The organism is Undibacterium sp. GW821-FHT11H02 (assembly GCF_058808015.1).
In genome coordinates this window covers 12577-38208 of sequence record NZ_JBXARG010000025.1, presented here as the reverse complement: position 1 = coordinate 38208, position 25632 = coordinate 12577, and the positions used below count along the sequence as shown (strand labels likewise).

At 46.4% G+C, this 25632-nt stretch carries 18 protein-coding genes and 2 tRNA genes; all 20 read left to right on the top strand.

Going from position 1 to position 25632, the window contains the following annotated elements; genetic code table 11:
* Positions 1-37: 37 nt before the first annotated feature.
* Complete coding sequence (locus tag AC1RR2_RS19075) at positions 38-784, top strand: SDR family NAD(P)-dependent oxidoreductase (protein WP_493223864.1); 747 nt, start codon at positions 38-40, stop codon at positions 782-784.
* A 72-nt stretch (positions 785-856) separates the two neighbouring features.
* Entirely contained in the window at positions 857-1288 is a 432-nt protein-coding gene (gene ybgC, locus AC1RR2_RS19070; RefSeq protein ID WP_493223863.1) for a tol-pal system-associated acyl-CoA thioesterase, read from the top strand.
* 136 nt (positions 1289-1424) lie between these two features.
* Entirely contained in the window at positions 1425-2120 is a 696-nt protein-coding gene (gene tolQ, locus AC1RR2_RS19065; RefSeq protein WP_493223862.1) for a protein TolQ, read from the top strand.
* Between the two features lie 14 nt (positions 2121-2134).
* Positions 2135-2578 carry an ExbD/TolR family protein gene (locus AC1RR2_RS19060; protein WP_493223861.1) on the top strand — a complete coding sequence of 148 codons (444 nt, stop codon included), beginning with the start codon at positions 2135-2137 and terminating at the stop codon, positions 2576-2578.
* A 215-nt stretch (positions 2579-2793) separates the two neighbouring features.
* The gene (locus AC1RR2_RS19055; protein WP_493223860.1) at positions 2794-4527 is read left to right on the top strand and encodes an autotransporter assembly complex protein TamA; all 1734 of its coding nucleotides are present in this window, start codon (positions 2794-2796) and stop codon (positions 4525-4527) included.
* A 15-nt stretch (positions 4528-4542) separates the two neighbouring features.
* The gene (locus AC1RR2_RS19050; RefSeq protein ID WP_493223859.1) at positions 4543-8970 is read left to right on the top strand and encodes a translocation/assembly module TamB domain-containing protein; all 4428 of its coding nucleotides are present in this window, start codon (positions 4543-4545) and stop codon (positions 8968-8970) included.
* A gap of 185 nt (positions 8971-9155) precedes the next feature.
* Positions 9156-9995 (top strand): cell envelope integrity protein TolA, encoded by an 840-nt coding sequence (gene tolA / locus AC1RR2_RS19045; protein WP_493223858.1) that lies wholly within the window; start codon positions 9156-9158, stop codon positions 9993-9995.
* Positions 9996-10000: 5 nt separating this feature from the next.
* The gene (gene tolB, locus AC1RR2_RS19040; protein WP_493223857.1) at positions 10001-11269 is read left to right on the top strand and encodes a Tol-Pal system beta propeller repeat protein TolB; all 1269 of its coding nucleotides are present in this window, start codon (positions 10001-10003) and stop codon (positions 11267-11269) included.
* A 78-nt stretch (positions 11270-11347) separates the two neighbouring features.
* The gene (gene pal / locus AC1RR2_RS19035; protein ID WP_493223856.1) at positions 11348-11875 is read left to right on the top strand and encodes a peptidoglycan-associated lipoprotein Pal; all 528 of its coding nucleotides are present in this window, start codon (positions 11348-11350) and stop codon (positions 11873-11875) included.
* Positions 11876-12020: 145 nt separating this feature from the next.
* Complete coding sequence (gene ybgF, locus AC1RR2_RS19030) at positions 12021-12782, top strand: tol-pal system protein YbgF (protein WP_493223855.1); 762 nt, start codon at positions 12021-12023, stop codon at positions 12780-12782.
* Between the two features lie 53 nt (positions 12783-12835).
* Positions 12836-12911: transfer RNA gene (locus AC1RR2_RS19025), tRNA-Lys, on the top strand.
* 104 nt (positions 12912-13015) lie between these two features.
* A tRNA-Lys gene (locus AC1RR2_RS19020) sits at positions 13016-13091 on the top strand.
* A gap of 170 nt (positions 13092-13261) precedes the next feature.
* Positions 13262-14329, top strand: a complete 1068-nt coding sequence (locus AC1RR2_RS19015; RefSeq protein WP_493223854.1) for a LacI family DNA-binding transcriptional regulator — start codon at positions 13262-13264, stop codon at positions 14327-14329.
* A 637-nt stretch (positions 14330-14966) separates the two neighbouring features.
* Positions 14967-17285 carry a TonB-dependent siderophore receptor gene (locus AC1RR2_RS19010; protein ID WP_493223853.1) on the top strand — a complete coding sequence of 773 codons (2319 nt, stop codon included), beginning with the start codon at positions 14967-14969 and terminating at the stop codon, positions 17283-17285.
* A gap of 106 nt (positions 17286-17391) precedes the next feature.
* Positions 17392-19323: an alpha-amylase family protein gene (locus AC1RR2_RS19005; protein WP_493223852.1), complete on the top strand. Its 1932-nt coding sequence runs from the start codon at positions 17392-17394 to the stop codon at positions 19321-19323.
* A 90-nt stretch (positions 19324-19413) separates the two neighbouring features.
* A complete protein-coding gene (locus AC1RR2_RS19000; RefSeq protein ID WP_493223851.1) occupies positions 19414-20400 on the top strand; it encodes a PfkB family carbohydrate kinase in 987 nt (328 codons plus the stop codon).
* Positions 20401-20441: 41 nt separating this feature from the next.
* Positions 20442-21761 carry an MFS transporter gene (locus tag AC1RR2_RS18995; RefSeq protein ID WP_493223850.1) on the top strand — a complete coding sequence of 440 codons (1320 nt, stop codon included), beginning with the start codon at positions 20442-20444 and terminating at the stop codon, positions 21759-21761.
* Positions 21762-21887: 126 nt separating this feature from the next.
* Positions 21888-22772, top strand: coding sequence for a class I SAM-dependent methyltransferase (locus AC1RR2_RS18990; protein ID WP_493223849.1), 885 nt, complete (start codon positions 21888-21890; stop codon positions 22770-22772).
* A 256-nt stretch (positions 22773-23028) separates the two neighbouring features.
* Complete coding sequence (locus AC1RR2_RS18985; RefSeq protein WP_493223848.1) at positions 23029-24486, top strand: Ppx/GppA phosphatase family protein; 1458 nt, start codon at positions 23029-23031, stop codon at positions 24484-24486.
* Positions 24487-24681: 195 nt separating this feature from the next.
* Positions 24682-25278: a hypothetical protein gene (locus AC1RR2_RS18980; protein WP_493223847.1), complete on the top strand. Its 597-nt coding sequence runs from the start codon at positions 24682-24684 to the stop codon at positions 25276-25278.
* Positions 25279-25632: the final 354 nt, after the last annotated feature.

Genomic DNA, 25632 nt, shown 5'->3' with positions numbered 1-25632 from the left:
ATGGCAGCTTTACCATTCAATCTTAGAGGCAAGGCACATGCTGGTACTGATTACGGGAGCAAGTTCGGGTTTTGGTGAGGCGATGGCGCGAAAGTTCGTGCAAACCGGCCATCGTGTAATCGCTGCCGCAAGGCGTATGGATAAGTTACAGCAATTGCAGACTGAGTTGGGCGAGGCCTTGTTAGGTGTTGAATTGGATGTGACGGATAAAGTTTCGATTGCATCAATGTTGGCTAATTTGCCAGCGAATTGGCGCGATATTGATGTTTTGGTCAATAACGCAGGATTGGCGCTTGGTATCGCAGCGGCTCAAAATGCAAATCTGGACGATTGGGAAACCATGATCGATACCAATAACAAGGGTTTAGTGCGTATGACCCATGCTTTGTTACCGCATTTTATCGATCGCAAAAATGGTGTGATTTTGAACATAGGATCAATTGCTGGCTCGACCGCCTATCCGGGTGGCAATGTGTACGGGGCAACTAAGGCGTTTGTCGATCAATTTACTTTGAATCTGCGAGCCGATTTGATAGGCACTGGGGTGCGTGCCAGCAATATTGCGCCAGGATTATGTGGCGGCACCGAATTTTCAAATGTACGCTTGAAGGGCGATGATGCGGCTGCGGCAAAAGTGTATCAAGGAACGCAGCCATTGACGGCCATAGATATTGCCGAAACTGCCTATTGGATCGCCACGCTGCCTCCGCACGTAAATATTAATTACATAGAGATGATGCCCATGTGTCAGGGTTTCGGACCTTTGGCGATCCAACGTAGTTAGCGCTTATCTTGGCGTTTAATGCAAAAATCGGCGAAATGATGCCTCAGTAAATATTAAGTTAATGAAAAAGTAATGATGATCAATGCGCCTAGTAAGCCTCATGTGTTCAGCTGGCCCGTTCGGGTGTATTACGAAGATACCGACGCAGGTGGTATTGTCTTTTATGCCAACTACTTGAAATTCTTCGAGCGTGCCCGCACCGAATGGTTGCGCGCAATTGGAGTCCATCAAAAGCAAATGGCTGATGAATTTCGTGCATTGTTTGTCGTCAAAGCGACGGCAGTCGAGTATCATGCATCCGCGCGTTTGGATGACGAACTTTTGGTGACGGTGCAGATCGAAAAGACGGGTCGTGCATCCATTGTTTTCTTGCAGGAAGTTTGGTGTGGTGAACGCCTATTGACCAGTGCCAAGGTCACCGCTTGTTGTGTCGATATGGATCAGTGGCGCCCGGTGCCGATTCCAAATCCGGTGTTAATGCTGATGAACCCTCAGGTTTCTTAAGAACGCCCAGTGCCGCTGAAAAAGTGAAGTAAGCGAAACAAGCCACAATTAATTAGTATGTTGCTCAATTAGCCCTGATATTGTTGAAAGACTTTGTCAGGCATTTATAGATAGTAGTGTTTTTGTAGAAATTACCATGACAGTTACCCACGATCTCTCATTTTCCGCCTTAATTTTAAATGCCTCGCCATTAGTGCAAATCGTGATGGCCATTTTATTGTTTGTGTCGCTGACCAGTTGGAATTATATTTTCAGCAAAATGTTTGCGATTAAAAAAGCGCGGGCGCAAACGGAAGACTTTGAACGACAGTTTTGGGCTGGTGGTAATTTGGTTGAGTTGTATCAGACAGCCGTCGCTAATCACCGCGGCAGCCGTGATAAAACCGGTGCCTTGGAACGTATCTTCGAAGCTGGCATGAACGAATACCATAAAGTGAAAGCCGCGAATAAGGCGAGTCTGGATGCCGGTGCGATGTTGGATGGTGCGCGTCGTGCCATGCGTGCTTCTTATCAGCGTGAAATGGATCATCTGGAATCACATTTATCTTTCCTGGCATCAGTTGGTTCGGTGTCACCTTACATCGGTTTGCTCGGTACAGTCTGGGGCATTATGAATTCCTTCCGCGGTTTGGCGAATGTGCAGCAAGCGACTTTGAGTGCGGTAGCGCCGGGTATTGCAGAAGCCCTGATTGCTACCGCGATTGGCTTGTTTGCAGCGATTCCTGCCGTGTTAGCCTATAACCGCTACTCACACGACATCGATCGTCTGGCAATTCGTTTTGAAACCTTTATTGAAGAATTCTCAAATATCTTGCAGAGACAATCTCGATAAGCGGATGATCAGAAATGAGTTCACTTCGTGGCGAACGTAAACGCAAATTTAAGGCAGAAATTAACGTTGTTCCTTACATCGATGTGATGTTGGTATTGTTGGTGATTTTCATGGTCGCGGCACCGATGACGAATCCTAGCGTGATTAACTTGCCAACCGCCGGACAATCGAAACAGCCGCCTTCAGACTATATAGAAATTGCCCTGAGTCCGAATGCTTCAGCGACAATTAGTATTACGACCAAGGGCAGCGCTAACGGTAATAGTAAACAAGAATCGAAAGAGACTGCGCTTGATCGTAAGCAATTGATGCAGAAGCTAAAAGAGTATCATGAGGCTAAACCTGAGTTGCCAGTCATGGTTTCCGCTGACAAAGAAATTAAATATGACGAGGTAATTCAAGTTATTTCCGAAGCCAAGAAGTTGGGAATTAATCGGGTAGGACTCGCCACCAAGTAATGTGCACCTAGCAAAATCTAATGCCTATCGTTTGTACGACCCTACAACCATTTTCTCATCAGCGAGTGCTACGCTCAAGTAGTAGGCTGAGCCGTATGGTCAGCGTGTTCGCACTGCTTGCTCTTAGCGCGACAACTGCCAATGCGAGGCAAGTACAGCAGGCGTTAAAAACTCCAATATCTCCAACCACAAGCAAGCCGGCGCTGCAAGAATTCATGCCGGCAACGCAGCTTGTAGCTGACTTGCCAACCACCACGGCCAGCTTGACGCGTGTGCGGTTGCAGCTCAATCAGAGCGAGCTGAGCGATTTGCTGGAGGAACATATCCCGGCATTAGCAAGAAATGCTGAGGCGCAAATTGTGACGCCAGGTTTTCTGCGTAAATTGCAAAACGATATTGCTGCCATTTTGGCGACAGAAGGCTATTTCTCCGCGCAGATTCAGCTCGAAAAGAGTATTGATGAAACCCGCCTCGATGTAAACGTTGATCCCGGCATTCGTACCCTGATTAAAGAGGTGATTTTTAATTTGAGCGGTAGTTTGATGACGGATGTTCAGGCAGAGAAACCAGCTGCAATGCAAAGGCATGAACGCTTAATCAAGGAATGGGGATTGCCGCGCGGCGCGCCGTTTCGGCAAAGCGATTGGGGTCAATCCAAGATAGCCACTTTGGAAAGCTTGCGCAGTCTTTCGTATGCGGGTGCCATTTTAGTCGATAGTCGAGCCAGTATTGATGCTGAAACCAATAGCGCAGTGTTGGAATTGGATATTGATAGTGGCGCTTCCTATTACTTCGGTGATTTGCAAGTGACGGGATTGGAACGTTATCCCCTGTGGTTAATCGATCGATTTAATCCGCCCAAAAAAGGCGACATTTATTCGAGTACACGTTTACTTGATTTTCAGCGAGCTTTGCAAAATTCTGCTTATTTTTCTACCGTGTCATTCAACGTAGAACCTGAGGAAAGTAAAGCCGAAGCACTTCCTATTGAGTTGTCTCTGACCGAGCGTCAAACCCGAGATCTGGGCTTTGGCGCAGGTTACAGCTCTAGCACCGGATTTAGATCAGAAGTGAGTTATCGTGACCGGAATATAGGGAATCGCGTTTGGGATTTACGCAGCGCGATTCGTCTCGAACAAAAACGGCAACTTTCCTACGCGGATATTTTTTTGCCGCCGCAAGATCAGAATCGACTTGATTCCTTTGGTTTTTTATTTGATCGTTTGAATGTCGAAGGTCTGTTGCAGACTCGTGCCGCCGTCGGCGTCAAACGAACCACCACGCATGGTAAGTTAGAGCAATCCTTAGGCCTTAACTACACTCAAGAGCAAGTGATAGAAAATGACGGAAGTAACAAGGAATTGCGCCGCAAGAGCCGCGCCTTGGTGGGTAGTGTGGGCTGGATCTGGCGCGATGTCGACGATATTTTTGCACCACGTAAAGGGCAAAGAGCGCAGTTGGATTTAGCGTTTTCTGATAAGGCTGTGATCTCGGATCAGCGTTTTGTACGCTTGTATTCTAAGTATCAATACTGGTTTCCGGTCGGTCAGCGAGATAGCATTTTGCTGCGTACAGAATTCGGTAAGGTGTTTAGTAATGGCGAGGGGGGAATTCCTGAAAATTATTTATTCCGCATCGGTGGTAGTACCTCGGTAAGGGGCTATGCCTATCAAAGCCTGGGTGTAAAAAGTGGCGAGGCGGTGCTTGGTGGTCAGGTGATGGCTGCGTCGAGTATTGAGTATGTGCATTGGCGTAATGGAAATTTGGGTGTCGCCGCGTTTATCGATACGGGCGATGCCGCGAAGGATTGGCGCTCAATGGATAGTAAGCAAGGGATAGGATTAGGGGCCAGGATTAAGACACCAGCTGGCCCTATCGCACTTGATGTCGCGTATGGGCGTCAGGTAAAAAAATTCCGTTTGGACATTTCAATCGCGATCGCATTTTAGTCGCATGCAAAAACTATGAGCCCAAACAATCCACCCGATCAAACGCCTGATTTGCCACAGACTGCTGTGACAGTAAAGGCAGGTCATTCATCTGAATTTGTGCCTGATGTGGCACCCCTAAAGACGACCTCAAAAAAATCGCGAGTAGCTTTTGGACGCGCTGTATTTATTATTTTATCGTTCGTGCTACTGACTATAGTTTTGCTGTTTGGATGGGTGTTGGCGACTAATTCTGGTAGTCGTTTTTTGCTGCAAAGCGTACAAAGTCTGAGTGGCGATCAATTGCGTTTTGCCGGCATTGAAGGGCGACTCGCTGATCATTTACAAATTGATGAAGTGAACTATCGCAGTGCCGCTCAGACCCTGAGCCTAAGTGGGGTGGATCTGGAATGGACGCCATTGGCTTTGTTGCGTAATCAATTGGCGATTAAGTCACTAAAAATCAGCGCCATACGTGTTGCGAGTGTGCCCGATAATAAGCCGCTGCTTATGCCGCAAAATTTGCAATTGCCGTTAGCAATAGAGATCCAAGATTTGGCCATAGGCCGATTGACGATAGCCCAATTGCTGACTGATAAAGCGAGTGAAAATGCGACTGAAAAGAAAGCGGAGTCCAAAGAGCAAATCAAGTTGGTGCTAAATGCGATCTCGGGAACTGTCAACAGCACACATAGCTTGCATCAACTTGGCTTGAAACTGAACTCTGAATGGGGCGGGCTCGCACTGAAGGGGGAGATACAAAGTAAAGCGCCGTATGCATTGAAAGCGGATTTTGACTATACAGGGCAAGCAAGAGCCGCAATGTCACCGATCGCTTTGCAAGGAAAACTATCGGGTGATTTGCAGACTCTGCGCCTACAAGCGCATACTTTGGCAGCTGTTACATCTAGCTCGACAGTTTCTAAAGAAATAGAACGCAATGCGCGTGCCGCTCTGGATTTGAGCGTGTCACCGTTTGCCAGCATGCCTTTACGTGGCGCGAAGGTGCAGATTGAACATCTTGATCCGCAATGGTTAAATGCTGCTGCGCCACACGCCATGCTTACCATGAATATTGATTTGCATGCTCCAAGCGAGATTCCTGCATCGCAGTTGACGACGCAGTCAATGGCAAAGATCAATGAAAAAAAATCTGGCCAACAAAAAAAATCAGCCCCCTCATCTGCAGCACCAAAAGAACCTCTTATCAAAGCGCATGCATCAAGAGTCAATTTGATTGGTCAAATAGACATTAAAAACAGTGCGCCACAAACCACGGACAAAAATGGAATTCCAATACGCGCTTTTCATGCGCAATTGCGTTGGCAAGATCAGCAATTGGAATTGAGTAAAACTTTACTCGAGCTAGGAAATGGGCGACTAGCGGGCAATGCTAATTTACTTCTTGCAAGCGGCAAAGCGCCACAATTTGACGCTAAATTTTTGTTGAGCGATATTGACCTAGTGCAAATCGATAGTCGTTTGCGTAACACAAAAATTCAAGGCAAGTTGGAATTGCAAAGCAAGCCCGATCACAGTATTGACTTTCAAGTGCGGCTAGTTGATCCAAGAGCCAGTTTAAACTCTGATGCAAGTTTTAAATGGAATCAAAGCGGTACTAGCGGCACATTGAACTTAAAACGTTTTGAGTTGCAGTCAGAGCAATCGCGTTTGTCTGGCAATGCAGAATTGAATCTGGAAGGCAAACAGGCTTATAAATTGCAGGCGAAGCTGGAGCAATTTAATCCTGCTCACTGGGCCAAATTGCCAGTTGGGCGCATTGATGCAGAATTCAACGCGAGCGGTAATCTACAGCCAAAACCGCAAGTGCAATTGCATATTCCAGTGCTATCCGGCGAGTTAGCGGGGCATAAACTGGGCGGTGTCGCCCATCTCGACTGGCGCCAGGATAGTAGTTTGAAAATAGACCAATTGAATTTGCATTGGGGAAGTAATGTATTGACGGCGCAGGGAGATTTGGGGAGTGAAAATGATAGCTTGCAAATAAAATTGCATGCCGAGAATTTGGCTTTATTCGAGACTTTTACCAATTTCACCTTAAGCGGTAAAGCGAGCTTGGAAGCTGATTTGCGCGGCAAATTTAATGCTCTGGCTGTCAAAGGCAAGCTCACCGCGGAACAATTAAAGCTGGCAGATGGCTTGCGCGTCGGGCAGTTAGACGGAGATTTTAACCTGGGCGCCGGCCACAGTGCGCCTTTGGAAATCGCCATGACAGCACGCCAAATTTCTACTAATGGCGTGAGCCAAGGCAAGCGTGGCAACGAAACGCAACTGAATTCAGAAGCCAAGCGGCGCAATTGGGTAGAACAGTTGAGCTTACGAGTGCAAGGTCAACGCGACGCACACAAGTTGCAGATGAGCGCGCAGTTCACTCAGGCGCGTCAATTAAAAATGCAAGCTAGCGGTGCATTGGATTTAGGTCGACTTGATGTGCCTTTGTGGCGCGGTCAATTGGAGCAAATGCAGGTCGCCGGTTTGATACGGCCAGCGAGCCACGACGCAAAAGCGGTGGATTCCGTATCGGCTAAGAATGACAGCAAGTCTGATATCGCTTTATTGACTGCCATCCCTTTGGAATTGAGTTTTGATAAAGTCAGTATAGGTTCAGGGAAGTTTGCGGGAAGCTTAGGCCAGATATCATTACAGAGTTTTGAATGGACGCCACACTCCTTGGTGAGTAAAGGGAGCGTCGATGGATTGCCTGTGCTGGAAGTGTTGCAGCTACTGCAGCCACAAGAACGTTTTGGCGGTGATTTAAAATTGGGTATGCAATGGGATTTGCAGTTAAAAGACCACCTTCGAGCCAGTCTTAATGTACAACGCCAACAAGGCGATTTATTTGTCGCTGATGCCGATGGCACGGGGCAGAGAATGCCTCTGGGCTTGAGTGACTTGCAGTTGACTTTGAATTCTGCTGGTTTGTTAGCGGGCACCGATGCGGAAAAAATTCGTATGCAATTGCAAGCAAACGGTACTCGATTGGGCAGCTGGAGTGCTAAGTTGGACACGCAAATACGTAAGCTTGGTGATAAATGGACTTATACCTCGGATGCCCCGTTGCAAGGCGAGTTGCACGCGAGCGTGCCGGAATTGCAATGGCTGGTTAGTCAGTTTAGTTCCGATTTTTCTTTAAAGGGCGCACTTCGTGCTGATGCCACGTTTGCCGGTAGTTTCGATCAACCTTTGTATAAGGCGAACATCGAAGGCAAGGGGCTAGAATTCGCTTTTGCGTCGGAGGGGCTGTTATTTCCAAACGGAGAATTAAAAGCGGAGTTGAATGAAAAAACTTTAAAACTGACACATTTACGTTTTTCGAATAAGGTGGCCTTCGTACCTAAGCAGGAACAATTTCAAGATTTGAATTGGACTGGTAAACAGGGTGAATTTAATGCCACTGGCGAAGTGAATTGGCATACCCAAGCGGGTGCGATTAAGGCTGATTGGGAAATGTTCCCACTGTTGCAAAGAAAAGATCGTTGGTTGCTCGTCACTGGTCAGGCGAATATTACTCAAGTGGATAATGTTTGGGCATTGGTCGGCAAACTAAAGGCGGATGCCGCTTACTTCAAATTGCCAAAAATGCCGCCGCCCAGTCTATCTGGTGATGTATTAGTGTCCAGAGGTCTTAAGTTAGAGGATGAAGATAGCGATAAGGATGCGGGAAAAAAAGCTTTGCGGTTCAAACTGGATTTGCAGATAGACATGGGGCCACGCTTCTTGTTCGTCGGTCGCGGCCTCAATACGGCTTTGTCAGGCGCCTTGCGCTTGCGTGGCACTGAAAGTTCACCTATCCATGCCAGTGGTTCGATTACGACCAATGGTGGACAGTACGAGGGCTATGGACAACAGTTAGAAATCGAGCGTGGCATACTCAATTTTCAAGGTGCACCCGGCAATCCTTCATTGAATATTCGCGCCTTGCGCAAAGGACTTGCGGTAGAAGCGGGGGTTGATGTTACTGGTACTGTTGCAAATCCTGTGGTGCGCCTGGTTTCAGAGCCGAATGTGCCGGATAGCGATAAAATTTCATGGCTAGTATTGGGACGTGAGGCCGATCAGGTTGGTAGTGCCGATGCTTCTCTATTACTGTCGGCGGCGGGCGCGATTTTCGGTGGTGATGGTAGTCGCAATATTCCTAAAGAATTGGTGCAAGGCTTAGGCTTTGATGAATTTAGCATAGGTCCTTCAGAAAATGGAGGCGCATCCAAATTACCTAGTCAAACCGTCGCGGGTGCCACAGATGTCGGTGCTTCGTCCAATGATAAAGTGGTGCGTATCGGTTGGCGTATGCGCCCTGGTTTGGTATTGGCAGTGGAGCGCGGCGTGTCAGACGCCAGTGCGGCTTTAAAATTGAGCTGGCAATTGACACGCAGAATACGGATGATAGGTAGTTTTGGTACTGATAATTCGCTGGATATGAAGTATAAGTTTTCGTTTAATTAGGCTTTGCTGTCGGTGTGGTACTGCCACAAGCTAGCTGTGGTAGCACTAATTTAGCTAGTTCAGCGTAAGTCCCGATTCTTTAGGAAGAGGGTTTATAATCACGCGAAAAATGTGCCTCCTAAATTGGATGTTCGGCAATGCAAAATCAGCGGAATGATCCGCGTACATATTTGTTTAAAGAAGTGATGACAGAATTTACCTACAATGCCATGCCAAGAATCGCGCAGACCGATGCTTCGACATGGAAGTCACTTGGCTTAGCCGCCACAGTGCATTTATTTCTATTGGCATTCCTATGGGTCGGGGTGCAATGGCAAAGTCAGGAATCGACTGCGGTTGTTGCTGAAGTGTGGGATATGACGACGCGTGAAGCCGCACCTTTGCCAGTTCCCGAAGTACCAGTCGAAGAACCAAAAGAAATCGAAGCGCCAAAACCAGTACAACAACAAGAAGAAGTCAGAGAAAATCCCGAGATCGCGCTAGAGCAAGAGAAAAAACGTCAATTAGAAGAAAAGAAAAAAATTGCAGAACTTGCACTAGCGAAGAAGAAAGAAGAAAAATTAGCTGAGGAAAAGTTGAAGAAAGAGAAGTTGGAGAAAGACTTACTCGACAAGAAAAAATTGGCGAAAGAAAAAGCCGCGCAAGACAAAATTTTCGAAGAGAATATGCGCCGTCTGAATGGTCAGGTGACTAAATCAGGTTCAGGCGGACTTGGTGATGCACTAAAGTCAACGGGCAATAATCGTGGCGACCCTAGCTATAACGCCAAAGTGGCAGCGAAGATCAAGGCCAATACGATCTATCTGGTGAATGACGCCTCGGCGAGTAATCCTACCGTTGAGTTTGTGATTAATTTATTTCCTGACGGCTCCTTAAAAGGACCGGTTAAGAAAACCAAATCCTCAGGTAATTTAGCGTTTGACGAGGCTGTGGAAAAAGCGATAGACAAATCGCAGCCATTTCCACGAGATAAGTCAGGCGAAGTTCCACCTAGTCTCACTATTGTTCACCGCATGAAAGATTAAAATCGATGAAATCCTTATTTAAAGCCTTGGTGCTTAGTATTGTTGTTCTTGTTTCTGCTGCTGCGCAAGCACAGATGCGGGTCGAGGTATCTGGTGTGGGGTCGACCCAAGTACCTATCGCCATCGCTGCATTTGCTGATGAAGAGTTGTCACCGCAATTGGTCACCAGCATTATTCGAGATGATTTGAATCGCAGTGGTTATTTCAAATTGATAGAAGTGGGGATGGCGATTTCAGAAACCGCGAGCATCAACTTTGATACTTGGAAATCACGTGGCGCAGAAGCTTTAGTGGTCGGTAGCGTACAAAAGCGTGGTGAAGGTCGTTACGAAGTACGTTATAAATTGTATGACATAGCAAAAGCCACGATGTTGTCAGGCTTTGCAATGGATACGCCGAACCCAAAAATGCGCCTGACTGCACATAAAATCGCCGATGATATTTATGAAAAATTATTAGGTTTGCCGGGCGTGTTTTCCACTCGCATTGCTTACGTGACCAAAGCAGGTCCAGAATATCGTTTGGAAATTTCTGATGCTGATGGTGAAGGCGTGCAAATAGCCTTGATTTCTAAAGAGCCGATTATCTCGCCCATCTGGTCACCCGATGGTACTAAGGTTGCGTACGTGTCTATGGAATTAAAAAAACCTATCGTCTACATTCAAAATCTGATCACAGGACAAAGGGTGACGGTTGCTAATTTTAAAGGAAATAATTCTTCACCCTCTTGGTCACCAGACGGTAGTAAGTTATTGGTTACCTTATCTAAAGGGGCGATTGCCCAAGTGTATTCAATTAACGCCGATGGCTCTGATGCGCAGCGTTTGAGTAATTCCAACGGCATTGATACTGAAGCGCGTTATTCTCCAGATGGGCAGTCCATTTATTTTGTCAGCGACCGTAGTGGTGGTGCGCAGATTTATCGTATGAGTGCGAATGGCGGTGAAGCGAAGCGCATTACGTTCAAAGGTAGTTATAACGTGTCACCGCGGATTTCACCGGACGGTAATACCTTGGTGTTTATCTCGCGTCGTGATGGCGGTGATCAGGTGTATGCAATGGACTTGGTCAATGGACAAGAATTAAGACTTTCTGATACGAATCGCGATGAGTCGCCTAGTATCGCGCCAAATGGTCGTTATGTTTTGTATGCGACTCAGGCCGGTCGTCGCGGTAGTTTAGGCATCGTCTCTACCGATGGTAAAGTTAAGCAAAAATTAACAATTCAGGCGGGTGAAATTCGTGAACCTACTTGGGGACCCTTTATGAAGTAGTGGAGATTTCCATGTTTTGATGTACAATTTCGCGTTAGATTTAAATTCCCGTTTTTTAATTATAGTCAGGAGAAAGAAATGCGTTTAATTTCAGCATCAAAAACCGTCGCTTTGTTGCTTGCCAGCGTAGCTTTGATCAGTGCTTGCAGCACACCAGTTAAGTTGGAAGAGCCAGCGAAGATCGTTGAAAAATCACCAGAGCCAGTGGCGAAAGTTGAGCAGCGTACAGTTACTCCAGTCAAAGCAGCTGAAGTTGATCCATTGACACAAGGCGCTTTAGCAAATCGTAGTATCTATTTTGACTATGACAGTTATGTCGTTAAAGACGAATTCAAAGCAACCGTTGAAGCACATGCTAAATACTTGGTCGCTAACAAAGGTCGTAAGATCTTGGTTCAAGGTAATACGGATGAACGCGGCAGCCGCGAATACAATATCGCTTTGGGTCAAAAACGTGCAGAAGCAGTGCGTAAAGCCTTGGCTTTGTTGGGCGTAGCGGAAGCACAAGTTGAAGCCGTTTCTTTGGGTGAAGAAAAGCCAAAAGCAACTGGCAGCGATGAAGCTTCTTGGTCTCAAAACCGTCGCTCCGACATCGTTTACCAATAATTAGCAGAAATAATCGAAGCTCGGTTATTTTGCTTATTTTTGTTGGTGCAGTAATTTAAAACGGACTTTGCAGTGTCATACTGCAAAGTCCGTTTTTTGTTCTAAGAGTGCTTACGTTTTCACTGTTTATGGAATGAGGTGGTATATGAAATTATGGAAAATGAATAAAGGCTTGCAGGCATTCTTGTTTGCTGCAATGTTGGTGCCATCGATTGCGTCCGCCGGTATTTTTGATGATGATGAAGCGCGCAAAGCGATCTTGGATTTGCGTACCAAACTCGCTGCGTTGAGCACTAAGCTGGACGCTAAACTGGACGATAAAGCGGATAAGACTAGCGTCCTGGAATTATCAAATCAAAATGAACAATTGCGCGCCGAAATCGCTGGTTTGCGCGGTCAGATTGAAGTCTTGATGAATGAATTGGCGAACGCGCAAAAACGTCAGCAAGATTTCTACGTTGATCTCGATAAGCGTTTGCGTGCATTGGAGCCGAAGAAGCTTACAGTGGACGGTCGTGAGGTGACGATAGAGCAAAGTGAGCAACGTAGTTTCGATGCAGCGATGAGTTTGTACAAAGCGGGACAATATGCCAATGCTGCTTCTGCTTTTACGGCATTTACTTTAAATTATGGCGATTCTGTATTTGCCAGTCAGGCGCAATACTGGCTGGGTAACTCGTATTATGCGCAACGTGACTGCAAGAATACCATCAGCGCTCTGCAGACTTTGTTGAAAAATTATCCTGAGAATGCCAAAGCGCCAGATGCAATGTTGAATATTGCGGCATGCCAATTGGAGCTTAAAGACAAGAAGGAAAGTCGCAAGACTTTGATGACTGTAATGGAGAAATACCCCGGGACAGAAGCTGCGCAAGCCGCCAAGAACCGCTTGCCATCGACAAAATAAACTTGCCGTGCAATTGACAGGGGATTAGAAACCCCCTATAATTTCGTTCTTTCGGGTCGTTAGCTCAGCTGGTAGAGCAGCGGACTTTTAATCCGTTGGTCGCAGGTTCGAATCCCGCACGGCCTACCACGAATACAGAAAAGGACTTAGGTGAAGACCTAAGTCCTTTTCATTTACTAGTAGTTCTTGTCTTTTTTAACTCAAGAATTTGCTAGTAGAACTTAGCAAGTTTTGGGTCGTTAGCTCAGCTGGTAGAGCAGCGGACTTTTAATCCGTTGGTCGCAGGTTCGAATCCCGCACGGCCTACCAAGACAAAAAAGACTCAGCTTAGGCTGGGTCTTTTTTTTCGCCTATTTTTTATTGTAGCTTCTTTGTTTCCGATGATTGCCGTCGTCATGTATTGTTGCGCTTGTTTTTCTTAGCGGTAGTATCCAATTCTGTGATACTTTTGGCGAATCTTTAATTCGAGCATTCAGTCAATGAGTAAGTCGCCTATTCCAACCACCTCAGCTCTATCCCATCCTGTATCAGCTTCTGAGCAAAAGCGCTTGCAAATGGCGGATATTGCGCGATTGGCGGGCGTGTCGACTTCGACGGTGTCGCGTGCCTTAAACAAGAGCCCACTGATTAACGAAGAAACTAGAAATCGCATCGAGCAATTGGCAAGATCTTTAAATTATTCGATCAATGTCGGCGCGCAAAATCTGCGTTTGAAACAAAATCGTACCGTTGCTGTAGTAGTGCCTTTTGATAGCACTTCGCGTCAGCATTTGTCTGATCCTTTCTTCTTGAGTATCTTAGGTAGTATTGCCGATGCTTTGACTGCGAAAGGCTTTGATATGCTGTTGACGCGTGTTGATGCGGAAGAATTGGATGCGGCAGCGCAGCTATTTGATACAGGGCGAGCGATAGGCGTGATTTTGATTGGTCAATGGCGACATCATGATCAGCTCAATCAAATGGCTGCAAGGCGTGTGCCTATTGTCGTGTGGGGCGCGCAAATTCCACAGCAACTGTATGTGACAGTAGGTAGTGACAATGTTGCTGGTGGATTTTTAGCGACCGAGCATCTTTTGCTGAATCAGCGTCGTCGCATCGCTTTTTTTGGTGATACCCAATTGCCGGAAGTCGCTGATCGTTTTCAAGGTTATCAGAAGGCGCTGCAACAATATCAAATTCCCTTCGATCCTGATTTGGTATTGCCTGCCGTTTTTACGGAAGAGGGTGGACGCGCTGCGGTTGCTGAGTTGCTGGCACGTGATGTGCGATTTGACGCTTTGTTTGCCTGTAGCGATTTATTGGCGATGACGGCAATTAATTCCTTCCGTGAACGAGGCTTGACGACGCCTCAAGATGTCGCCGTGGTCGGTTACGACGATATTGAGTTAGCGCGATATTTTCACCCCCCTTTAAGCACCATACGTCAGCCTTTAGTTGCGGCTGGTGAAGCATTGGTTGCCACTGTTCTAGCGATGGCCGATGGTCAGGTGCTGCCGCCAGTACTATTGTCGACTGAGCTCGTTGTTCGCCAATCTAGTACGACGTAAATCTGAGTTGAGATTTTTCTAGCTAAGTGGTGAACCACTCTGTAGTTTTTCGACGATTGTTCATCGAGAATAATTCTACTTCCTTCTTCTAAAAGATTTTTTAGAGCTTCTTATCTCTTTCCTTGTGCCGTGGCCTGCTTTATTTTTGTCAAGCCAGCTGTACTTTACGCATTCATTTGCAATCGTTTGCATTTATTCTTATTGAAATTCACTGATTGGTATTAATTTTCAACACTCCTTTGTTGCATAGCACCATACTGGTAGCAGTCGAGATCACTTGAAAATTCGTTTTAATATTGTAAGTATATGATTTTAAATATTAAAACTGCGTTTTTATGATCCTATTTTCTTACTGTCATTCACGATGCGCATTTAAAAACCTTTGCTGCTTCGCACAATAAATAATTTATGCAATCGATTGCATAAATTATTGTTGCGGCACATAATTCGACCATCGGTAAAGAAAAACTGTAATCGTCTTTCAATTGCACCTCGATCTGAAATAACGATGCCATATCCGTGCTGACGTAGCTGGATGGTCAAGTATCAAAAGTGCTTGCAAACGAGTTCTTACTGACACGAATATCGTTTTATGTATTGAGCATAAGGCGTTTAATTGAACACCAAGGAGACTAAGATGCGTGCACCAACACAACTAACACAAGAAATGACCAGTAAATTGAATCAGATGACCATTGCCGTATCGTTGGCAGTGATGGCGATGGCAAGTGCACAAGCACAGACAGCTGCACCAGCAAAGGACAAAGACGGATTGAATCTGGAAACCGTCGTGGTTACCGGAACGCCTATCGGTAAATCCAAAATGAAGGCCAGTGTCTCCGTGAGTACATTAGAGTCTGATCAGATCATGCAATCATCACCAACCAACGCCGCAGAAATTTTACGTTCTATTCCAGGTGTACGCGCTGAATCTTCCGGGGGGGAGGGAAACGCAAACTTGACCGTACGTGGTGTGCCGGTGTCGGCTGGTGGTGCGCGCTATGTGCAATTTCAGGAAGATGGCTTGCCAGTGTTGCAGTTTGGCGATATCGCTTTCGTTACGCCTGATATGTATTTGCGCGCCGATGGTGGCTTGAGTCATTTGGAAGTTGTGCGTGGCGGCTCTGCATCGACATTGGCGACGAATGCACCTGGCGGCATCATCAATTTCATTACTCGTAATGGCAAAGAGAAAGGTGGCAGCATAGGTCTCGCCAAAGGTTTAGATTTCAATCAAACCCGCTATGATTTCGACTATGGTGCTGCGATTTCTGAGAAAACCCGTTTCTTCATCGGTGGACATTATCGCGTTGGCGATAGCTCTCGTCCAGCAGGTGTGACCGCAGAAGATGGTGGACAATTGCGTGCGAATATCACCCATGAATTAGATCAGGGCTATGTGCGTTTGAGCTTCAAGCATCTGGATGATAAAACTCCGATGAATATGCCAGTGCCAGTGAAAACTACGAATGGTGTGATCGCAGAATTACCTGGTATCGATCCACGTACTGCCAGTTTTTATTCGCCATACTGGGTCAAAGATATTGTCCTCGACAAAAATAATCAACGTATCGCTACCAACATCAATGATGGTTTGCAGGTCAAGAATAATGCTTTCGGAGCAGAGGCATCTTTGAACTTAGGTCAAGGTTGGAAGCTGGATGAAAAATTCCGTAAGTCGAGCAATAGCGGGCGCTTCATTTCTATCTTTCCTGCTGATAATGCTAATCCGCAAAAGAACATGAGCTACGCAACCGGGCCGAATGCTGGTAAGGCATATACGGGGGCAGCGGTGACTGCTGCGGTCTTCAATACGTCTATCGACGATTTGGGAAGTACAGTCAATGATCTGCGTGTGTCGAATAGTTTTCAAATGGGTGATGGCAAGCTGGCGTTCACTGGTGGCTTGTTCACCTCTTTGCAAAATGTTTCATTGACGTGGAATTTTAATCACTATTTGCTGCAAGCGAGTGGTGATAAACCTGCCTTATTGAATTCAGCAGCGACGATTGCTGGCACATCTGGTTTGTTAGCGCAGGGTACGGATGTCTGGGGTGGTTGCTGTAATCGTGCAATTGACGCGCAATACAAAACGACTTCACCGTATGCAACACTAGGATATGAAAGCGGTGATTGGAATGTGGACGTTAGCATCCGACGCGACAGCCAAGATGCTTCCGGTACCTACAATCAAGCGGTCAACCAAAGCTATCAGCAAAAAAATTCAAAGACGATCGACTACTCGGTGAATCACACATCGTACTCAGCCGGCGTGAATTACAGCTTCGACAAAAACCTGGCGTTCTTCGCTCGCACTAGTGAGGGCATCGCATTTAATGCAGATCGCATCATGTTTGGTAATCCGCTCGATGGCTCGGTGCCAATCAGCACAAATATCGTCAAGCAGACAGAGGCCGGCTTTAAATGGAAATCCGGCGGATTCAATAGCTTCGTCACATTCTTCCAAGCGAAAACCGACGAATCAAATTTTGAAGCAACCACACAGAAATTTACTGCCAATAGCTACGATGCGAAGGGCACTGAAATTGAAGCGAGTTATCGCATGGGTGCATTTAACTTGAGTGGTGGTGCGACATTCACGGATGCTGAAATTGTGAATGCCAATGACAAATCCGTGATCGGCAAAACACCGCGCCGTCAGGCACGTACGGTTTATCAATTGACGCCAACTTGGACCGCTGGTGATCTGGTGCTTGGAGCGAGTGTGATCGGTACCTCCAAATCATGGGGCGATGATAACAACACGATTACGATGCCGGGATTTAAGGTCGTGAACGCTTTTATTAACTATCAAATAAATGAGCGTTTAAAGGCGTCTCTGAACGCGAACAATTTGTTCAACGCGATCGGCTATACCGAAGTGGAAGGCGATGGTCACGCAGCTCGATCAGTCAATGGCAGATCCGTACGCGCTACTCTGACGTATAGCTTCTAATCGAATTTCACACTATTTACTTCTTCAGTTGTTATGTTGAAGTGCAAGCAAAGTGCTCATCTCACTTTGCTTGCAATAACATCGCGTTTTCTTTGAGTCTTTTGCCATGAGTCTTACACCTTCCCTAAACCAGCCGAACGCGTCGCAGGCGGCACTGTTGCAACAGCGCTTGCTGCGGTTCTCACCGGCTTTGCGTCAAAAGCTGGCGCAGGTCTATGGACAACACGAAAACTTCGATGCTTGGATCACGCAGTTGATCGGCGAAATCAGTGAATTAGCACAGCAACGTAGCGCCGATTTAGTCGAGCTAGATAATGAGCGTTTACAAAATCCGAATTGGTTTTTGCAGCAAGATATGCTGGGATATTGTACTTACGTTGATCGTTTCGCTGGCGATTTGCAAGGCGTTAAAAAGCAGATTCCGCATTTGGTTAAATTAGGCGTGCGCTATCTGCATTTGCTGCCATTCTTTCAGGCGCGACGCGGTGAAAATGACGGTGGCTTTGCTGTCTCGAGTTTCGATAAAATTCAAGATGGTTTGGGCGATATCGAAGATCTGCGCGAACTAACTTGGGCATTGCGTCAGAAGAAAATTTCTCTTTGTGCGGACTTTGTTTTAAATCACGTTGCAGATGATCATCCTTGGGCGCTCGCTGCGAAGCGTGGTGATGCCGCTTATCAAGCATATTTCCACACCTTTCCCGATCGCGACTTACCTGAGCAATATGAGCAAACACTAGGACAAATTTTTCCGCAAGCCGCGCCAGGTAACTTTAGCTTCAATCCTGAATTGCAAAAATGGGTCTGGACCACGTTTTACCCTTATCAGTGGGATCTGAATTACAGTAATCCTGAAGTGTTTGCACAGATAGCATTAGCGATGTTGCGCATGGCGAATTTGGGGATTGAGGCGTTTCGTTTAGATTCGACCGCTTTTTTATGGAAGCGACTCGGCACCAGTTGCATGAATCAACCCGAAGCACATCTCTTGCTGCAAGCGCTGCGCGATATTATCGAGATTGCAGCGCCGGGCGTGCTCCTGAAAGCAGAGGCGATTGTTGCTACCGCGGACTTACCCGCCTATCTGGGGAATGAAGCCCAAGGAATTAAAGAGTGTCATATCGCTTACCACAGTAGTTTGATGGCCTCGTCATGGGTTGCTTTGGCCGAGCAAAAAGTTGATCTGATCGAGGCTGTGATTGCTGCGACGCCAAATTTACCAACACAGACAAGTTGGCTTAACTATGTACGCTGCCATGATGATATCGGGTGGAACGTATTGCGTGCCGAGGCGGCTGGTGTGAATAATGACACACAGTTAGCAAAGCAACGTTTGAAACATGCCGCCTATTTTTTCTCTGATGAGAGTAGTAGCTATGCCGACGGTTTGCGCTTCCAAGCGAGTGATCCTGACGCTGTGCATGGCACTGTGGGTATGGCGGCCTCGCTTTGCGGCCTCGCACATTCGACAGAAGGACAAGATACTATCGCTGCCCAATTGGCGATCCGCCGTGTTCTGTTGATGTATGGCCTAAGCCTGAGTTTTGGTGGTATTCCTTTGATTTATATGGGCGATGAACTTGCGCAGACCAATGATCGTTCTTACTTAGCGGATCCTGCGCGGAGCATGGATGGTCGCTGGTTGCAACGCCCGTACTTTGATCAAGATGCACAAACAAATTTGCAGGATATGTCACGCCATTCCAGTCAGGTGTTTACACAGCTTTGTGAGTTGATTAGACAGCGACAACAATTACCCGCTTTGGCGGCAAATGTAGCGCGTCAACTATTGGCGACAGATTGTGCGCAAGTCTTGAGTTTTGTTCGGGGTAATGTGCATAGCGATGCGCACCTCATTTATTTGTCGAACTTTAGTGAATTGCCGCAAGCCTTGGTAAGTACTGAAATCTTTGAACAAATTCCATATTCGACATCCAACTATGTTCAATATGTGGATGTGTTGAGTGGAGAAGTTATGGAATCACACATCAATCTGGCGGCGTATTCGCAGCGTTGGTTGCGCGTGATTGGGGGATAATGGCAGCTTGCGATTGCAGACTATGCACCTTAAACGCTGGTTTGCCAATTTCAAATCAACTTATGCATATCCCATGAAAGTGAAACGGTAATGAACCAGACAACGATAGATAAAAAGCCTAACTTGTTGATTTACGGCGAGGCTTTAATTGACGAATTCCCACAAGAAAAAGCGATCGGTGGCGCACCGTTTAATGTTGCGCGTAGCTTATCCTTGTTGGGGGCTAGACCATTGATGTTGAGTCGGCTTGGACAAGATGCTAATGCGGATTTGATCCGTGCCGAAGCTGCGCGCACTGGATTACTTTTAGATGGTTTGCAGCTTGATGAAGAACATCCTACAGGTCGCGTTGTCGTGCATATGGATGAGCAAGGGAATAATAGTTCGCATCGCTTTGAGATTTTGCCAGATCAAGCCTATGACTATATCGATGCCTCATTAGTTGAAGACGTATTGCGCAAGGTTTTTCAAGAGACGCCGCCGGATTTGATTTATTACGGTTCTCTAATTCAAAGAACAGCGGTGTCGCAACAGACTTTGATCACGATCTTAGAATCGGATTTAACGGAAGGTGCGAGTAAGTTTTTGGATTTGAATTTACGTGATGGGCAAACTACCGTTGAGACCATCAGTTCTTCTCTGAACTATTGCGATATGGTGAAGTTGAATGAAGATGAACTGCAATTCGTGATTCAGCATTGTTGTCCCGCAGCCTCAGACATGAAGATCGAGCACGAGCCAGTCAGCCTAAGACAAGCATGTGAAGCGCTGATGGCCGAGTTTTATATGCAGGCTGTGATCGTCACGCTAGGAGCGAAAGGGTATTTCTACTTCGATGCGAATGGTGAATGCCTACATAGCTTTGAACAAACGCCAGCTGCTGTGCAGGTGGTAGATACAGTTGGTGCTGGTGATGCCTTTACTGCGATGTTCATCTATGGTTGGCAAAGTAATTGGCCGATAGAAAAAACCTTAGCCATGGCAAATCATTTTGCTGCGGCGATTTGTACGGTGCGCGGTGCCGTTGCCGAGCATCTTGATTTTTACAAAGACATTCTGGCGCATTCTACGAGCTAAATTTAGCGCGCGACGGAATGACAATCATTGGAGACAAAGAAATGCAAATAAAGAAACCACTTCTGTCCTTCTGGCAGATCGTGAATATGAATTTTGGATTTTTTGGTATCCAATTTAGTTTTGGCTTGCAGCAAAGCAGCATGAGCCCGATTTATAGTTATCTCGGTGCAGACGAAGCGAGTTTGCCTTACTTGTGGTTGGCGGGGCCGGTCACGGGTTTGCTGGTGCAGCCGATTATTGGTGCGATGAGTGACCGCACCACTAGCCGTTGGGGCAGACGCACGCCGTATTTCTTGATCGGCGCGATACTTTGTAGTCTTGGCTTATTGGCGATGCCGTTTAGCCCAACGCTGTGGATGGCAGCGAGTTTGTTGTGGATTTTGGATGCGGCAAACAATGTCACGATGGAACCGTATCGTGCTTATGTCAGCGATCGATTGGATAAGAGTCAGCATTCGATAGGTTTTCTGACGCAGAGCGCGTTCACTGGATTGGGGCAAACACTGGCGTATCTCACGCCATCGATACTGGTGTTCGCGGGCATGAATAAAAATGCCGTCAATTCCAGCAACATACCGCATATTGTGATTGCCGCCTTTTTGATTGGCGCAGTGTTTTCTTTGGGCTCAGTACTGTGGACTTTGAAAACGACGCCAGAGCTACCGATGACAGAAGAGGAAGTCGCCGTAATTCGCAGTCAGCCACATGGCTTTCAACACACTTTGGGTGAAATTTTTTCAGCGATCAAAGACATGCCGACGACCATGAAGCAGCTGGCCTGGATGAAGTTGTTTCAATGGTATGCGATGTTCTGCTACTGGCAGTACATTATGTTGTGTCTGGCAAAGACGATTTTCGCTACCAATGATCCGGCATCAGAAGGCTTTCGTGATGCAGGATTGCTGAATGGGCAACTCGGTGCTTTTTACAATTTCATCGCCTTTATTGCTGCCTTTGCTTTGGTGCCGTTCGCTAAACGCCTAGGGCCAAAAATTGTGCATAGTGTTTGCTTGGTGTTGGCGGGCATAGGCATGTTATTGATTCCCGAAATTCAGAACAAACAATGGCTGTGGCTGCCTATGTTGGGTATCGGTTTGGCGTGGGCAAGTATTATGGGAAATCCTTACATCATGTTGGCGGGCAGTATTCCTAAAGAGCGTACTGGCGTGTATATGGGAATCTTCAATATGTTTATTGTGATTCCGATGATTATTCAGATCTTCACGCTACCCCTGTTTTATCGTAGTCTGCTTGGTGGCAATCCAGAGAATGTGATCCGTCTCGCCGGCATACTTTTATTATTTGCCGCGGCGAGTGTTGGGTTTGTTAAATTGCAAAACTCGAACGCTAACGACAATTAATTTTCTGTTGGTGAAATTTCGAGGCGATGAAGTGAATTCATCGCCTTTTTTGTTTTGTGCACATGCATCAAGTAAAATAGCGGCTTACGCAAGATCAGCGCAGTCTCCGCCGCATAAGGTTCCAGCATGAAATCCACATCCCCGAAAAAAAATATCGACAACAACGACAAACACGACATTCGTCCGGGGCAATCATTGGAGTTGCTGAAAGAGTTACACATTTTGACGCGTGACGGCAAAATGAATCAGGATAGCCGCCGCAAGCTCAAGCAGGTTTATCACCTATATCAATTTATTGAACCCTTGATGCAGCAAGTCTTGGAAAAAAAAGGACAGGTCAGTTTGGTCGATCACGGTGCAGGTAAATCGTATTTGGGATTTATCTTGTATGACTTGTTTTTTAAGGCTTTAGGTAAAGAGAACGCCTCGTGCATTTATGGCATAGAGACGCGTGATGAGTTGGTTGCCAAATCGACCGAATTGGCGCAGCGACTTGGGTTTGGTGGTATGCAGTTTTTGAATTTGTCGGTTGCTGAATCGACTAAATCTGCAGCTTTACCCGAACAAATTGATATTGTCACTGCGCTGCATGCGTGTAACACGGCGACCGATGATGCCATCGATTTCGCGCTGAAGAAGCAGGCAAAATTCATGGTGCTAGTGCCTTGCTGTCAAGCGGAAGTCGCCGCTGAATTGCGTAAGACTAAGGGCGATGCAGTAAAAAATAATCCGCTCTCAGAAATGTGGCGCCATCCTATCCATACCCGCGAATTTGGCAGTCAGATCACCAATGTCTTGCGTTGCTTGCAGTTGGAGTCGCACGGTTATCAAGTCCGCGTGACGGAGCTGGTAGGCTGGGAGCACTCGATGAAAAACGAATTGATCGTGGCGGAATTTAAAGGCGGTCGCAACACAAAATCAGCGCAACGCTTGAGTGAAATTTTGAACTCTACTGGCCTGGAAAATCTGCAGCCGCGTTTCTTTTTACCCGAAGCACGATTACAAAACTAAACTGCTTGCGCGAGTTTGGCTAGGCTAAGGTGTTTGGTAATTCGCGCCGCTTTGATGGGCCTGCAGCGCTAGCATGTTCACATTGCCTTCGCATCACGCCGCTGTCACATTCGCGTCACAATTAATGATTAATATCATTTATCCTTTTGCATACGCGACATAAATTGTTGCTCTCATACGCTATGATTTATGTCGTTCGTATGTGGGCACAGACAATTGTGTTTTTGCGTGCACCTTTAATCTGAAGGAAATCCCCATGTTTGCAGCGGTTGATCTTGGTTCGAATAGTTTTCGCTTGCATATAGGAAGTTATGAAGGAAATGCGATACGCGTGATCAAAAGCGCTCGTGATCCTATACGACTGGCGGCTGGTTTAGATCAAAATGGTAACTTGACTGCAGAAGCCATGCAGCGCGCGCTGGCCTGCCTGGCGCGCTTTAAAGAAGTGCTGGCCGAGTTTCCTATCGATGCGGTGCGTGTGGTTGCTACCAACACGATACGTATTGCAAAAAATGCGGCTGAATTCTTACCTGCCGCAGAGGCGGCGATTGGCTTACCTATAGAGGTGATTTCAGGCGAGGAAGAGGGGCGCTTGATTTATCTTGGCGTGTCCAATTCCTTGGCGATTCCAGCGGAACGTCGCCTGGTAATCGATATTGGCGGTGGATCGACTGAGATAATTTTGGGACGCGGCCATGAAATTGCTAAGGTCGAATCCTTTCCTATGGGGACAGTGAAACATAGCGCCAGTTTCTTTCCCTCGGGGCGGATTACAACAGAAGGATTTGAAGCGGCGGTGCTCTCGGTACGCTCACTCTTGGAAGACGCGACACCGGCCTATCAACCTGAATTCTGGCGCAACGCCTACGGCTCTTCCGGTACGGTGCGCGCTATTTCCGATGCCTTATATAAGAATGGCTTTGGTGACGCCGAAGTCACACTTGATAAGTTATTGGCGCTGCGCGAATACTGCATACAAAAGGGTGAGATCGATGCCCTGAATTTGTCGGGTATCAAACCTGAGCGTGTGGCGATGGTAATTGGTGGTTTGGCGATCTTAATCGGATTATTTCAAGAATTGAACATCAAGATACTGCATCCTATCGAAGCGGGTTTGCGCATGGGCGTGATGTGGGACTTGTATTTGCGATCTACTAAGCGTGATAGACGCGAACAATCCGTGCTGGATTTTCTGAGCGTTTTTCGTGCCGATGTCGGGCGGGCTAATCTCGCCGCAGATATGGCTCATTCCTTGTTTCTGCAATTAAAGCCTGCAAATGAAAATCTGAGTAATTACGTCTATTGGAGTGCTTTATTGCACGAAGTTGGTATGGTGGTGTCGCATACCTCCTACCACAAGCACGGTAGCTATTTGCTTGAGCATGCTGACATACCCGGATTTACCACGCGCGAGCAAAAGCTGATGAGCCGTTTGGTACTAAGTCAAAAGGGCAATTTGCGAAAAATTGGTGATGCATTTTCTGATCTGGATTTTGCTAAGGCAGTGCTGGCGCTGCGTTTGTCAGTCAGTTTTATGCATTCACGCGTCGAATTGGACTATAAAGATTTCAGTTTGAAGATGAAGAACAAGATAGAGCTAGAGCTCAAACAGGATTGGGTCAGCTTACATCCTACCGTGGCGTTTTGGCTGCGTAAGGAAATTGATTGTTGGCGTGAAATCGGGGTTGAATTTATTGTTCTGGCCAGAGTCTGATCGCTGACCCAGTATCTCATTTAGTTGAAATTTCGAATTGTTATTGAATTAATGGTGTAAATTGTTTATATTATTTATGTTGTTTAGTTAAATCGCTTAAATAAGCCGCGCGCTTGGTATGAAGTTATGCTCTAAGTACGGTCTGCAGTCATGTACTAAATGAGTTCGCGAAATCAATTGCAAAAGGAGTTTTACATGGTTACTACAGTAAAAAAGAAAGCGCCAACAACGGCAAAAGCTCAGGTTGTTCCTGCTAAGGCCATTGCCAGTGCCGCAGCGAAAGTTGAAGTTATCAAGGCACCCGCAGTCAAATCGACCGTAAAGGCTGCTGCTAAGCCAGTCGCTAAGGCCGCAAAAAAAGTCGTAGTAAAGCCTGTTGTGTCAGCAACGCCAGCGACGGAAAAGAAGGCAGTAACAAAAGCTAAACCTGCGAATAGTGTTACAACTAAGCTTGCCAATAAGACTGCAACTAAGTCTGCAACTAAGTCTGCAAATAAGCCGGTAGTCAAAGCAGCCAAGTCAAGCGTGACAAAACCGGAACTTGCCCTGGCGCCTAAAGAGAAGCATAAAAAGCCAAAGTTGGTGCGCGATAGCTTCACGATGCCTGAGGCTGAATATGCGGTGTTAAGCGAAGTGAAAAAGGCTTGCATCGCTGCGGGCGTCGAGGTGAAAAAGAGTCAATTGTTGCGAGTTGGCTTGGTGCTCTTGAAAACAACCTCAGTCAGTGCTTTAAAAACCATGATAGAGGCTTTGCCCGCCCTAAAGGCAGGGCGACCCAAAGTCGAAAAATAAGTCTAGGGTCAAATTACAAAAAACCGCGATCGAAGAAACGATGGCGGTTTTTTTTCGCCCTCAGGTTTTGGAAAATCTGAGTTGAACGAAAATTATCGATTGCGCTTGGTTTGAACCTAAAACCTAGGTGGCATTGAAAGTAGTGGTGTTACAGCTTGAACTTAAAAATGTGGATAGAGCGCTAGTTGAATTGCGGTTTCAGTCATCGGATATTTTCATTTGTATAAGTTATGCCTGAATTCTGTTTGAATTTGAGATTTTAATTTCAAAAAACTTAAAGCGCTTTGAGAAAAAAGCGAAAAAAAATACAAAGCGCTTTGAATTTTCAGGTGAAATGTTGATAACTAAACTTAA